Source organism: Rhizobium sp. Root482 (genome assembly GCF_001426565.1).
In the GTDB taxonomy this organism is placed as follows: domain Bacteria; phylum Pseudomonadota; class Alphaproteobacteria; order Rhizobiales; family Rhizobiaceae; genus Pararhizobium.
Window position 1 is genome coordinate 314,152 of record NZ_LMFA01000026.1, and the last position, 11,965, is coordinate 326,116.

Here is an 11,965-nt window from a genome sequence, read left to right on the forward strand (position 1 = left end):
CATGCGCGTCCTGATCAAGGGGGCCGGCGTCGCCGGCCTCACGCTTGCCCATGAACTGGCCGCGCGAGGCGTCGAAGTCGAGGTGGCGGAAACCGCAGCCGGCCCCGGTGGTGGTGCGTCCTGGTTTGCCGGCGGCATGCTGGCGCCTTGGTGCGAGGCGGAAAGCGCGCCGGAGACCGTCGTGACGCTCGGGCGCGGCGCGGCCGGCTGGTGGGATAGCGCCCTGCCCGGCCATGTCGTCAGGAACGGCACGCTGGTGGTGGCGCCACCCCGCGATACGGCGGAGCTTTCCCGCTTTGCGACCCGCACGACCGGCTTCAAATGGCTTGAGGCAGACGACATCGCTGCTCTTGAGCCGGCACTTGCCGAACGTTTTCGCAAAGCGCTGTTCTTCCGAGGCGAGGCCCATCTCGACCCGCGCCGCGCCATGGCATCGCTCAACGCAAAACTGACGGCGATGGGCGTCCGATTCCATTTCGGCGCGGATGCCGACCATCCCCGCAGCGGCTTCGATCATGTGGTCGATTGCACCGGTGCAAGCGCGATCGGCCGGACGCCGGAACTGCGCGGCGTGCGCGGCGAAATGCTGGTGCTGGAAACGGCGGAAATAGCCCTGTCGCGGCCGGTCCGGCTGCTGCATCCGCGCATCCCGCTTTATATCGTGCCGCGCGGCGATAACCGCTTCACGATCGGTGCGACCATGATCGAGAGTGACGACCCCGGCCCGATCAGCGCCCGTTCGCTCATGGAACTTCTGAATGCCGCCTATGCGCTGCACCCGGCCTTCGGCGAGGCAAGACTGGTCGAGACCGGCGCCGGCGTGCGCCCCGCCTATCCCGACAATCTGCCGCGCTGGACGAGAGACCGAGACATCGTTCGGCTCAACGGCTTCTACCGGCACGGCTTCCTGCTTGCGCCGTCCCTTGCCGGCGCGCTCGCGGCCGAGATCAACGGCGCGCAGCTCGACAATTCCGAGACATCTCCGCCCCGCCCCTACCCGGCCTGGGCAAACCCCGATCAACCATTGCAAATCAGAGCAAGCCGATGAAACTGACGATCAACGGCGAAGATCATCAAACCGAGATCGCGGTCCTGTCCGATCTCCTCGTCTGGCTGGACTACGAGGGCGACTGGCTGGCGACGGCGGTCAATGGCGAACTGGTGCACCGCGAGGATCGCCTGGGCTTTGCCCTCAACGACCGCGACCGCATCGAAATCCTCTCGCCGATGCAGGGAGGTTGAGATGCTCGACCTCTATGGAACCTCCCTCTCCAACCGCCTGCTTCTGGGGACGGCGCGTTATCCCTCGCCGGCCATTCTCGCCGATGCTGTCCGCGCTTCCAGAACTGAGATCGTCACCGTCTCCCTGCGCCGCGAAACCGCCGGCACCAGCAAGAGCGGTACTTTCTTCGAACTAATCCGGACGCTCGGCGTCAGGGTCCTGCCGAACACCGCCGGCTGCCATACCGTCTCCGAAGCGGTCCTGACCGCGAAGATGGCGCGCGAGGTCTTTGCCACCGACTGGATCAAGCTCGAAGTGATCGGCAATCATGATACGCTGCAGCCGGATGTGTTCGGACTGGTCGAGGCGGCGCGCATCCTGTCGGGCGAAGGTTTCAAGGTCTTCCCCTATATGACCGACGACCTGGTCGTGGCCGAACGCCTGCTGGAGGCGGGTTGCGCTGTGCTGATGCCCTGGTGCGCGCCGATCGGCTCCGCCATGGGTCCGATCAATCTCTCCGCTCTGCGCAGCATGCGGGCGCATTTTCCCGACGTGCCGCTGATCGTTGATGCCGGGATCGGCCGGCCGTCGCATGCGGCAACCGTCATGGAACTCGGCTTCGATGCCGTCCTTCTGAACACGGCGGTGGCCGGCGCCGGCGATCCCGTTGCCATGGCCGCGGCCTTCGCCGGCGCGATCGAGGCCGGCCGCTCCGCCCATCACGCCGGCCTGCTGGAGCCACGCGACATGGCGATTCCCTCGACGCCGGTCATCGGCAAGGCGGTGTTTTCATGAGGCTCGACCCCTTCTATCTGATCGTGGACAGCGCCGATTGGATCGAGCGGCTCGTGCCGCTCGGCGTCAAGCTGGTGCAATTGCGCATGAAAGAGGCGATCGCTACGGAACTGCGCGGCCATATCCGCCGGGCGAAGGCGAGCTGCGCCGCCCATGGCTGCAAGCTGATCGTCAACGACCATTGGCAACTGGCGATCGAGGAAGGCTGTGATTTTGTCCACCTCGGACAGGAGGACCTGGCGACTGCCGACCTCGCCACGATCCGCGCCGCCGGGATGAGGCTCGGCCTCTCCACCCATGACGATAAGGAGTTGGAAACGGCAATTGCCGCCGCACCGGATTACGTGGCGCTGGGCCCGGTCTGGCTGACCATCCTGAAGAAAATGCCATGGGCGCCACAGGGGCTCGATAGGTTGCGCGACTGGAAGGCGCGGATAGGCACCCTGCCTCTGGTCGCCATCGGCGGGCTCACCGTGGATCGCATCGACAGTGTCTTTCACCATGGCGCCGATAGCGCCGCCGTGGTCACCGACATTACCCTCCATGCCGATCCGGAGGCGCGCACGCGCGAATGGATCGACCGCACGGCGAAATGGCGGTGACCGGCATGCCGCATGTGCTGGTCGTCGCCGGTTCGGATTGCTCGGGCGGCGCCGGCATCGTCCGCGATATCGAGACACTTGCCGCTTTCGGGGTGAAAGCCTCGGTGGCGATCACCGCCGTCACCATCCAGACGCATCACGGCGTCGAGCATGTCGATGCCGTCTCGCCGGAGCGGGTGGCGGGACAGATGTGTGCCGCCCTCAAGGCCAATCCGATCGCCGCGATCAAGATCGGCATGCTGGCGACGGCCGGGACGATCAGGGCCGTCGATGCCGTGCTTGCCGACCATCCGGCGCTCCCCGTCGTGCTTGATCCGGTGCTCGCCTCCTCCTCCGGCCGCGCGCTGCTGACGGAAGACGCCATGGAGCCGCTGCTCCGGTTGTTCAGGCGTTGCGCGCTGATCACGCCCAACCTGCCGGAACTGGCGCTGCTGAGCGGAGCCGCATCGACGCTCGCTCCGCTCGAGCAGGCCAAACATCTTGTCACCGCAGGCGCGCCGGCCGTACTGGTAAAGGGCGGTCACAGTGAAGGTCCGGCATCCGCCGATATCCTGGTCCGGCCCGATCGCGACCCCTATTCGTTCACCGCCCCGCGACTTGCGGTATCGATGCGCGGCACCGGCTGCATGCTGGCAAGCGCCGTCGCCGCCCACCTCTCCCTTGGAGACGATCTCGAAACCGCGATTGCCTCGGCCAAGAGCTTTGTCCACGAGAGGTTGCGGGAAATGATCGCGAATACCGCCCCTGGCTCTATTGTGCGCCTTCCGGGACTTCAGAACTGATGGGCAGCCTGCGCCTTGCTTTTGCCTTTCGCGGCGCCGAACGCGAGACGGGCGCCGCCCTGGTGAGCGCCGCGATGGCGGCCGACACCATGTCGCCCTTGACGAAATCGGCATTCAGTTCCGCTTCCGCCTCCTTCAATCTGGCGGATCCGGCCTCGGCATCTTCCTCTGGATCCATCCAAAGGACGATCCCCAGGCGAACGGCGCCTTTGGCCCGCTTCAGCCGCCTAACCACATATTTCGCATGCCGGAGCGAATCCTCGTTGAGGAAGCAGACGACGATCGTTTCCACCTCGGTGGAGCCCAGCTTGCCGATATTGGCAGGCGCGATCGCGGTGAAGCTGGCCGCCTTCGCATCCGCCCCCTCGACCCGCAGCACCTGCGCCAGCATGGCCGCGGAAACATCATCGATCTCACCTCTTCCGCCGATGCAAAGAATGCTGCGTCCGGCGCCGTCTGGCAGCTCCTCCTTCACGGCATCGCCGGCTTCCTCGCCTTCCGTATCCTGCTTTTCCGGTTCGTCCCCGTCCATCTCCTCGGCGGCGCTGTCTTCCAGGTTCGAAACCAGCGTCAGGGCGGTCGCCGAGACCAATAAAAGCTGCTCCTTGTCCATCACGCCCCGGGCTCGATCGTGCTCAGCGAGAACCAGCGCCGGGATGGCGACATTGGCGTAATAATCCACCAGATATTCCTTCTCGAGGATTTCCTCCGCCTGGTCGGTCGGCTCCACCGGATCGCCGGCAAGCAGCCGCTGGTAGAGCCGCGCATGCGGCTCAAGGACCGGGTCGCTGCCGAACAGGACATGCAGGAAGGCGAATTGCGGCACATGCTTGCCAAGGACGACGAGACAGACCGTCAGCGGCGTCGACAGGACAAGCCCGACCGCCCCCCAGATCCAGGCCCAAAAGATGGCCGAGACGATGATCGCCAGCGGCGACAGACCGGTCCGCGACCCGTAAAGCAACGGTTCGACCACATTGTTGATCAGAAGCTCCATCACCGTGAAGAGACCGGCGGTCCAGAGCAGCAGCGACCATCCGGGCGCGATCGCGACCGACAGGATGAGCGGCAGCATCATGGCGATGATCGGACCGACATAGGGAACGAAGCGCAGCACGATCGCCAGCAGCCCCCAGAGGATCGCATTCGGGATACCGATGATCCAGAGACCGGCGGCAATCGGAATGCCGTAGGTCACGTTGACGATGAGCTGCATCAGCAGATAGTGACCCACCCGGCGCGCCGCGTCCTGCAGCGCCTCGGTCGTTCGGTGCAGGTCGCTGAAGCCGACCAGTCTGATGAACCGGTCGCGCAGATCCTCCCGTTCGAGCAGCATGAAAATCACCACGACCACGACAAGCCCAGTCATGGCCAGCGGGGCGAACAGCGGCATGACAAGATTGGTCAGGACCTCGACTGGATTGTCGGGAGAATAGATTTCGACCAGAAGCGGATCCTCCGGCGGCGGCTCCCGACCGGTCTCGACATCCACTTTCGGCCGGCCCATTTCCTTGTTTATGCGCTCGATCGTCCGGGTTATCCGGTCGATGATGCCGTTTTCCTCGCCCCCCTCCTTCAGCGTCTTGATCTTCGTGACGATATTCGACTGGTAGGTCGGCAGATGCCTGGCCAGTTCGCCGACCTGCAGCGCGACGATAAGGCTGAAAACGCCGATCACGCAGAAGGTAACGAGCACGGTGACCAGCACCGCGACGACACGCGGCATGCGCAGCCTGCGAAGCGCGGAAACCACCGGCGCCAGGGCGAAAGTAAGCAGCAGGGCGATCGCGATCGGCAGAAAGACCTCGCGCGCCAGATAGAGCACCGCTACGACACCAATGAACGTCACGAGAGTGGGGATCGGCGAATGGCTCCGATAGGCGGGAGCGGGAGCGCCCTGCAAGCTGTTGCGCAGCGTCGTCGGCTTGATCATCCTTCGCCCCCTGTCGAAATTCAGCGCTCCTTTAACACCGCGCCAGCCCCGTCTGTTCCAAGAGGGAAGCATATTCGTCGCCAACGGGCAAAGAAGAAGTGCAGAGGCGGCTGATCGGCCGATATCCGGCCTGTCGATCAGGCACGGCACCGAAGCTGGAGCGCCTCTTCCGACAGGGTCGCCTTCTACTCGTTTCCGGGGATCGGCGCCTTTGTGGGGACAAGAGCTCGCAAAATAAAGCTGGGGTCTTGCTGGTGTTTGAATAAAGAATAGATAATCGGTGGCTGCAGCGTGCCCGTGCTTCGGGCAGACCGCAAAACAGGATTTTCATGCAGGCATATTGCGTCGATCAAAGCATCATACCCTCCAATGAAGCGGCACGCCTCGCCGCGCTCAAACGATACGATATCCTCGATACGCCGCCCGACGGCGTGTTTGACCGCGTTACCGCCATGGCTGCCCGGCGCCTCGGCGTCCCGATCGCCATTGTCAGCCTCGTCGATGAGGACCGCATCTGGTTCAAATCGCATCATGGTCTGGCGGTGGAACAGATCGAGCGTGCCCCCGGCCTGTGTGCCTCGGCTATTCTGGGCGACGATCCCTATATTCTCGAAAATGCGGCGGCCGATCCGAGATCCCTGGCAAACCCGCTGGTCGCCGGGGATTTCGGCCTGAAATTCTATGCGGGCGTTCCGCTTCAAACCCGTGACGGCTACAATCTGGGCACGCTCTGCGTTATCGACAGGAAGACGCGGACCATTGGCCAGGACGAAATCGAAGAACTGAAGGCACTGGCCTCGATGATCATGGACCAGATGGAGCTCAGGCTCTCGGCGCGCAACGCGGTCGCCACGGCCGAAATGCTGGCCAGGGAGATCGACCACCGCGTCATGAACAGCCTGCAGTTCGTCTCTTCCATGCTGACCCTGCAGAGCCGCACGCAGAAGAGCCAGGAGGCTGCAGCCGCGCTCAAGGAAGCGGCAAACCGGGTTGCCGCCGTTGCCCGCGTTCACCGGCATTCCCACACGGACAATATAGCCGACAGCGTTTCGTCGATGGTTTATCTCGGACGGCTTTGCGAGGATCTCTCCGGCATTCTCGGAATTTCCGTCACGGCGACGGGCGACGAACTGGCGGTCCCCCGTGCGCGAGTCCAGCCGATCGGTCTCATCGTCAACGAACTGGCGATGAATGCCGCAAAGCACGGTACCGACGCCATCACCGTTTCCTATCGGCAGGCCGGCGACGAAATCGAGTTGGCCGTTGCCGACCGGGGGACCGGACTTCCCGATGGGTTCGATCTCAAGGCAACGCCCTCGGGCCTCGGCATGAAGATTGTCGGCGCGCTTGCCTCCCAGCTCGGCGGACGCTTCGAAGTCATGGCCGGCGAAGGTGGACGGGGCGCGCGTTTCGTCATCACCTTCCCCGTCGGCGATCCGGGGAACTGAACATCGCGCACGGAATTGTCTTTGCACGCGAACTGACGCCGACATTCTGACAGGACTTCAATACCGCACGACAGATTTGCACGTGCTCACCCGGGAAATGAACATGCGCACCGACCAATGGCTTTCACTTCTGGTCATCGCCCTGATGATGGGCGCCTTCGTCTGGGGACGGTTCCGTTACGATGTCGTGGCCTGCGGCGCGCTGCTTCTGGCAATCATCGTTGGCATCGTTGCGCCCAAGGATGCCTTCTCGGGGTTCTCCGACGAGATCGTCATCATCGTCGGCAGCGCGCTCGTCGTCAGCGCCGCCATTTCGCGCACCGGCATCATGGATATCGCGCTGCGGCGCCTTTCACCGGAAAAGCGCGGACCGCGAGCGCAATTGATCATTCTGGTGCTGATCGTCGCCGTTCTTTCCGCCTTCATCAAGAATATCGGCGCCCTTGCGATCATGATCCCGGTCGCTATCCAGATGGCGCGGAAATCCCGCGTTTCCCCCTCGATGTTCCTGATGCCGATGGCCTTCGCCTCGCTGCTTGGCGGCCTGATGACGCAGATCGGCACCTCGCCGAACATCATCGTGTCGCGCGTTCGCGAAGAGATCACCGGCGCGCCCTTCACGATGTTCGACTATACGCCGCTCGGTGCAGCCCTGACGGTGGCCGGGGCGATCTTTCTCGGCATTTTCTACAAGCTCCTGCCGGAGCGCGTACGGGAGGAATCTTCCATGCGCGAAGCCGTCAAGATCAAGAACTACACGACCGAGGCGAAACTCACCACGCAATCGTCGGCCATCGGCCGCTCGATCAGCTGGCTGCAGACGCCGGCCGGCGGCGATGCAATGGTGACCGCGATCATCAGCGACAGCGGCCAGAAACGCACGCCCCTGCCGGATACGGTTCTCAAGGAAGGCGACGTGCTGATCATCGAGGGCGAACAGAGTGCGCTCGACAAGATCGTCAGCGAAGGAAAATTGCAGCTGTCCGACCGAAACCATGAGGCCACGGTGAAGGAGGTCAGTTCGGTCGAAGCGATCGTCGGCGAAAATTCGCGGCTGATCGGCCTGAGCGCCAAGGATCTTTCGCTGTTCGAGAACACCGGCCTCAACCTCCTGGCCGTCAGCCGACGGGACAAGCGCTTCGTTGAACGCCTGGGCGAGATCAAGATTCGCAACGGCGACGTGCTGGTGTTGCAGGGGGATTTGAAACGCCTGCCCGACATGCTGCGGGAGTGGGACTGCCTGCCGCTGGTCGAGCGTGAGTTGAAACTCGGCAGCGTCCGCAAGAGCCTCGTTCCGATCGTGATCCTTCTCCTGGCAATGGGCGGCACCGCCTTTGGAGGCGTTCCCGTCGCGACCGGGTTTTTCGCCGCCGCCTTCCTGATGGTCGTCACCGGTTCGCTGCCGCTACGCGAGATTTATGGTCATCTCGATGCGCCGATCCTCATCATGCTGGCCGCACTTATCCCGGTCAGCGATTCGCTGCGAACGACGGGAACGACCGATCTTATCGCCGACCTCCTGTCGCGAACGGCCGAAATGCTGCCGCCCTATGGCGCCCTCGCCCTTATCCTGGTGGCCGCCATGGCCGTGACGCCCTTCCTCAACAATGCGGCGACCGTTCTCGTCATGGCGCCGATCGCCGCGACCTTCGCGGCGAAGCTCGGCTTCCAGCCCGATGCCTTCCTCATGGCCGTGGCGATCGGCGCCGGTTGCGACTTCCTCACTCCCATCGGCCATCAGTGCAACACGCTCGTCATGGGGCCCGGGGGCTACCGGTTCGGCGACTACTGGAAGCTCGGCCTGCCCCTCTCGGTCATCGTGTTGATCGTCAGCGTGCCCTTGCTGCTGATCGTTTGGCCGATCTGAAGGCCGCCCGCTGCCAATTCGCTGGACGAGCAGCCCGAAGCCCGAAATTCGGCCTGCAACCGCCGTGATTTTCTTCGTTTTTTCAAAAGTTCATTGGCGGCGGCCGGGAACATAAACACCTGTCGCGTGTTCTTGCTGCGACCCTCCGATCGAGGGAGATAGCCAGGAGCATTGACCATGAAGAAGTTTATCGCCGCCGCTGTTGTCGGGTTCATTGCCGCGTCCAGTGCATGGGCACAGACGGCCACGACCCCCTCCGCCGATCCCGAAACCCCGGCCGTCGCAACACCCGAGGAGCAGAACCCGACCGCTCCTGTTGCAGGCGCCAACAGCTTCACCGAAGACCAGGCAAAATCGCGCATCGAGGAAGCCGGCTACACCGATGTGACCGGGCTGAAGCTCGACGACAAGGGCATCTGGCAGGCAACTGCCATGAAGGATTCCAAGTCGGTAACCGTCGGCCTCGACTACCAGGGCAATATCGTCGCCCAGTGACCTCTTCGAGACTTTATTAAACCAAAAGACGGAAGGACAGATTCATGAAGACCGTAACAGGACTTTTCGATTCCTATGCAGACGCCCAGACAGCCGTATCGCAGCTGAAATCGGCAGGCGTGGATAGCGATGATATCAGCATCGTTTCCAACAACAGCGACAACGCGCATCGGCTCGACGACGATAACGATGCAGCCGAAGGCGCCGGTACGGGTGCCGGTCTCGGCGCCCTGGTCGGCGGCGCGGGCGGCCTTCTGACCGGTCTCGGCATCATGGCCATTCCAGGTGTGGGTCCGGTCGTCGCAGCCGGCTGGCTCGCCGCGACCCTTGCCGGAGCCGCAACCGGTGCCGTCGTCGGCGGCGCGGCTGGTGGCCTCATCGGCGCCCTGACGGATTCGGGTGTCAGCGAGGATGACGCGCATGTCTATGCGGAAGGTGTGCGTCGCGGCGGCACGCTGGTGACCGCCCGGGTCGAGGATCACGAGATTGCCAGGGCCGAGGCGATCCTGGCAAGCTCGCCGCGCGTAGACGTCGCGCAGAGGCGCAATGCCTATACGGAGCGCGGCTGGAAGAGCTTCGATCCGGCCCTCGATCCCTACACGCCGGCTCAGGTGAACGAAGAGCGCGCCCGCTACGGCTCGTCGTCGCGCCTGTAATACGCGCGAAACATTACTTTTCGAGAGTTCAGAAAGGCCGGGCCGCAAAGCCCGGCCTTTTGGCGACCGGCGAGACGCCATCCCATGGAGGGCCGATCCCGTCGGAACCTTTCGGCGGTTGGTTTGTTGAAACGAGAGAGACGAAAGGAAGCGAAGATGGAACAGAATAGCCCCAAGCCCGGCCCCGCCGGAACGACCGACCAGTCCCCGCGCTGGGAAGGGCCGCAGGAAAATCGACCGCGCGGCTATATGCCGGCAGCGGATGATCCTTCCAGCGATCGGGACGCCCTTGGCGAGAATTTGAACAATCCCGACCGCAACAAGAATTCCGACGCGGGCAAGACCCGGAGGGATCCTTCATGAACACCAAGGACAGGCCGGGATCGGCCGCAGGCAGCAACGAGATTCGCAAGGATGCAGCCGGGCAATTCGCCAAACCTGAACGGCACAGCGATAATAACGGCGTGGCGAGTGCCAAGCCAAGAGTCGTTACCGGCTCCGACGATGCCACGGCCAACAAGCGGCCGCCCGGCGAGAAGAAGACCGACAAGGACTGGGACGTGAACTACGAGCCACGGCAAGCAAAGGATGGAGAATTCCGGGGCTGACCCGCTTTTGACCGGCAGCTACCCCTTAGGTGGCGCTGGCCAAGAACGCCTCGGTCTCCATCACTTCCAATTGCACCGAAAAGCGGCTGCTCAAAAGATCAAGGGACGCGTCGTGCGTCTCGTCCGCACCGCTACAGACCGCATCCTTTAGCAAGATCGTCCGGTAGCCGAGATCGATGGCTCCGAGCACGGTCGCAAGAACGCAGACATCCGTCTCGCCGCCGCTGACGATCAGGGTCCTGACCTCTTCGCCGCTCAACGCCGCATGCAGGCGGCCGTCCAGCCAGGGCGAATAAGCCGTCTTGTCGAAGCAACGGGCCGGCGGAACATATGTCTTCAGTGCCGGCATGACGTCGGTCATTTCCCGCGGCATATGCTCGCCGGTCATCATCCACCATTTGCGGTAATAATCACGCCACATGCCCGGCGCGTCATCCGCGTGGGCCGGCGGCATGAAACGAGTAAAAATCGTGCGCTCGGCAAAGCGGTCGACGACTTCACCGACCTGCGGCAGGACCGTATTCATCCAGGGAACGTGCCAGGGCGTGTCCTCGGCGAACATCCGTTGCATATCCACGCAGATATGGCGCCACTGGCCGGCGATCGGCATGCTTGAACTCCCGTTCGGATCACAGAGGATCAGCGCGTCAGGCCGAAAAGAAAGGCTGCGATCGCCACCCCTGCCGCAAGCGAGAGGCCATGCGTCTCCAACCTGTCACCGGCGCGTCGGGCGACCTCGCCGGAGGCGAATTTCGCCGATCCCATAGCCAGTTCCGAAACGGATTCGCCAAGCCGTCCGGCTTCGCGGCGCAGGGCTGCGGCCTGCTCCTCAGCAGTTGGCGTAACCATATCGTCGGCTTGCGGATCGTTCACGCTCCGTGCCAGCACTTCGTCGACCAGCGGCGTATCCTCGCTGCTGATCGTACCGAGGGGAACGGGTCTTCCAATATCTCTGTCCATGATCGCCTCTCCATTCAGAACTGGAAACGGCGACCACTTGCTAAAGTTCCTTTACCCGCGACGAAGAACGGCCCAGAAGCGCGCAGCGCCCGTGCCGGCGCGACGCTCAGTCGTCGTCGCGTTCCTCGCGCTGCAGCAATATGATGACCTTTTCCATGGCCTCGGCCATCTGCATGCACTGTTCCAGCGGCGTCGCCGAAAGGGTGCGCTCGATCAGGGCGGTCTGGATCGCCATGGCTTCCTCGGTCGTCGCCCGGCCGATCTCGGTCAGGTGCAGGCGTAGCACCCGCTTGTCCTTTTGGTCACCCCGCCGTTCGATCAGCCCGCGCTTTTCCATCTGCGGCAGAAGCATGCTCATATTCGAGCGGCCGACGAGAAGCTTGCGGGCCAGTTCCTGCTGGGAAATACCGTCAGTACGATAGAGATTGATCAGGATATCGAGATGCGGCGGCTTGATCTTGAGATCGGCCAGCGCCCGCGTCATGGCCTGCTGCATCATCTGGCAGGCCCGGCCGACGGCGATCCAGCTGCGAAAACGCGGATGATCCCAGGGAAGGGATTGATTTTTGTTCATGCTTGTACTTTATTGTTCATAGT

15 protein-coding genes are annotated in these 11,965 nt (G+C 63.2%); 11 read left to right on the plus strand and 4 right to left on the minus strand.

The window, feature by feature from the left end; genetic code table 11:
- The first annotated feature begins 1 nt into the window (after position 1).
- Genes thiO through ASD31_RS24365 form a run of 5 tightly spaced genes read left to right on the plus strand, consistent with a single transcriptional unit; the run spans position 2 to position 3,401 of the window.
- On the plus strand, positions 2–1,048 hold the full coding sequence (gene thiO, locus ASD31_RS24345; protein ID WP_056340287.1) for a glycine oxidase ThiO: 1,047 nt from the start codon (positions 2–4) through the stop codon (positions 1,046–1,048).
- Positions 1,045–1,242, plus strand: a complete 198-nt coding sequence (thiS, locus tag ASD31_RS24350) for a sulfur carrier protein ThiS (RefSeq protein WP_056340290.1) — start codon at positions 1,045–1,047, stop codon at positions 1,240–1,242. Before thiO ends, thiS begins: the two co-directional genes overlap by 4 nt.
- 1 nt (position 1,243) lies before the next feature.
- Positions 1,244–2,017, plus strand: coding sequence for a thiazole synthase (locus ASD31_RS24355; protein WP_056340292.1), 774 nt, complete (start codon positions 1,244–1,246; stop codon positions 2,015–2,017).
- Entirely contained in the window at positions 2,014–2,619 is a 606-nt protein-coding gene (locus ASD31_RS24360; RefSeq protein ID WP_056340295.1) for a thiamine phosphate synthase, read from the plus strand. Before ASD31_RS24355 ends, ASD31_RS24360 begins: the two co-directional genes overlap by 4 nt.
- Complete coding sequence (locus ASD31_RS24365) at positions 2,589–3,401, plus strand: hydroxymethylpyrimidine/phosphomethylpyrimidine kinase (protein ID WP_244483951.1); 813 nt, start codon at positions 2,589–2,591, stop codon at positions 3,399–3,401. The genes ASD31_RS24360 and ASD31_RS24365 overlap by 31 nt, the downstream gene beginning before the upstream one ends.
- Here ASD31_RS24365 and ASD31_RS24370 read toward each other — a convergent pair.
- On the minus strand, positions 3,370–5,334 hold the full coding sequence (locus tag ASD31_RS24370; RefSeq protein ID WP_082520686.1) for an AI-2E family transporter: 1,965 nt from the start codon (positions 5,332–5,334) through the stop codon (positions 3,370–3,372). The two genes, ASD31_RS24365 and ASD31_RS24370, sit on opposite strands and share 32 nt — an antisense overlap.
- A 329-nt stretch (positions 5,335–5,663) precedes the next feature.
- On the opposite strand from ASD31_RS24370, the gene ASD31_RS25645 reads away from it, so the two are divergent.
- The 6 genes from ASD31_RS25645 (at position 5,664) to ASD31_RS24400 (ending at position 10,408) form a co-directional block, all read left to right on the plus strand.
- On the plus strand, positions 5,664–6,782 hold the full coding sequence (locus ASD31_RS25645; RefSeq protein WP_082520687.1) for a sensor histidine kinase: 1,119 nt from the start codon (positions 5,664–5,666) through the stop codon (positions 6,780–6,782).
- A gap of 103 nt (positions 6,783–6,885) precedes the next feature.
- The gene (locus ASD31_RS24380) at positions 6,886–8,649 is read left to right on the plus strand and encodes an SLC13 family permease (protein ID WP_056340301.1); all 1,764 of its coding nucleotides are present in this window, start codon (positions 6,886–6,888) and stop codon (positions 8,647–8,649) included.
- A gap of 177 nt (positions 8,650–8,826) precedes the next feature.
- The gene (locus ASD31_RS24385) at positions 8,827–9,144 is read left to right on the plus strand and encodes a hypothetical protein (RefSeq protein ID WP_056340304.1); all 318 of its coding nucleotides are present in this window, start codon (positions 8,827–8,829) and stop codon (positions 9,142–9,144) included.
- Between the two features lie 44 nt (positions 9,145–9,188).
- Complete coding sequence (locus ASD31_RS24390) at positions 9,189–9,800, plus strand: general stress protein (RefSeq protein WP_056340308.1); 612 nt, start codon at positions 9,189–9,191, stop codon at positions 9,798–9,800.
- A 156-nt stretch (positions 9,801–9,956) separates the two neighbouring features.
- Positions 9,957–10,163 (plus strand): hypothetical protein, encoded by a 207-nt coding sequence (locus ASD31_RS24395; RefSeq protein ID WP_056340312.1) that lies wholly within the window; start codon positions 9,957–9,959, stop codon positions 10,161–10,163.
- The gene (locus ASD31_RS24400) at positions 10,160–10,408 is read left to right on the plus strand and encodes a hypothetical protein (protein WP_056340315.1); all 249 of its coding nucleotides are present in this window, start codon (positions 10,160–10,162) and stop codon (positions 10,406–10,408) included. Before ASD31_RS24395 ends, ASD31_RS24400 begins: the two co-directional genes overlap by 4 nt.
- A gap of 25 nt (positions 10,409–10,433) precedes the next feature.
- On the opposite strand, the gene ASD31_RS24405 is transcribed toward ASD31_RS24400, so the two are convergent.
- The 3 genes from ASD31_RS24405 to ASD31_RS24415 all read right to left on the minus strand — a co-directional run bounded on the left by ASD31_RS24405 (position 10,434) and on the right by ASD31_RS24415 (position 11,942).
- Positions 10,434–11,018, minus strand: coding sequence for a cysteine hydrolase family protein (locus tag ASD31_RS24405; protein ID WP_056340318.1), 585 nt, complete (start codon positions 11,016–11,018; stop codon positions 10,434–10,436).
- A 29-nt stretch (positions 11,019–11,047) separates the two neighbouring features.
- Positions 11,048–11,368, minus strand: coding sequence for a hypothetical protein (locus ASD31_RS24410; RefSeq protein ID WP_056340321.1), 321 nt, complete (start codon positions 11,366–11,368; stop codon positions 11,048–11,050).
- Between the two features lie 106 nt (positions 11,369–11,474).
- Entirely contained in the window at positions 11,475–11,942 is a 468-nt protein-coding gene (locus ASD31_RS24415) for a MarR family winged helix-turn-helix transcriptional regulator (RefSeq protein WP_056340324.1), read from the minus strand.
- Positions 11,943–11,965 lie beyond the last annotated feature (23 nt).

Coding starts and splice junctions, on each gene's coding strand:
- thiO (WP_056340287.1), top strand. CDS start 2: ATGCGCGTCCTGATCAAGGGGGCCGGCGTCGCCGGCCTCACGCTTGCC.
- thiS (WP_056340290.1), top strand. CDS start 1,045: ATGAAACTGACGATCAACGGCGAAGATCATCAAACCGAGATCGCGGTC.
- ASD31_RS24355 (WP_056340292.1), top strand. CDS start 1,244: ATGCTCGACCTCTATGGAACCTCCCTCTCCAACCGCCTGCTTCTGGGG.
- ASD31_RS24360 (WP_056340295.1), top strand. CDS start 2,014: ATGAGGCTCGACCCCTTCTATCTGATCGTGGACAGCGCCGATTGGATC.
- ASD31_RS24365 (WP_244483951.1), top strand. CDS start 2,589: ATGGATCGACCGCACGGCGAAATGGCGGTGACCGGCATGCCGCATGTG.
- ASD31_RS24370 (WP_082520686.1), bottom strand. CDS start 5,334: ATGATCAAGCCGACGACGCTGCGCAACAGCTTGCAGGGCGCTCCCGCT.
- ASD31_RS25645 (WP_082520687.1), top strand. CDS start 5,664: ATGCAGGCATATTGCGTCGATCAAAGCATCATACCCTCCAATGAAGCG.
- ASD31_RS24380 (WP_056340301.1), top strand. CDS start 6,886: ATGCGCACCGACCAATGGCTTTCACTTCTGGTCATCGCCCTGATGATG.
- ASD31_RS24385 (WP_056340304.1), top strand. CDS start 8,827: ATGAAGAAGTTTATCGCCGCCGCTGTTGTCGGGTTCATTGCCGCGTCC.
- ASD31_RS24390 (WP_056340308.1), top strand. CDS start 9,189: ATGAAGACCGTAACAGGACTTTTCGATTCCTATGCAGACGCCCAGACA.
- ASD31_RS24395 (WP_056340312.1), top strand. CDS start 9,957: ATGGAACAGAATAGCCCCAAGCCCGGCCCCGCCGGAACGACCGACCAG.
- ASD31_RS24400 (WP_056340315.1), top strand. CDS start 10,160: ATGAACACCAAGGACAGGCCGGGATCGGCCGCAGGCAGCAACGAGATT.
- ASD31_RS24405 (WP_056340318.1), bottom strand. CDS start 11,018: ATGCCGATCGCCGGCCAGTGGCGCCATATCTGCGTGGATATGCAACGG.
- ASD31_RS24410 (WP_056340321.1), bottom strand. CDS start 11,368: ATGGACAGAGATATTGGAAGACCCGTTCCCCTCGGTACGATCAGCAGC.
- ASD31_RS24415 (WP_056340324.1), bottom strand. CDS start 11,942: ATGAACAAAAATCAATCCCTTCCCTGGGATCATCCGCGTTTTCGCAGC.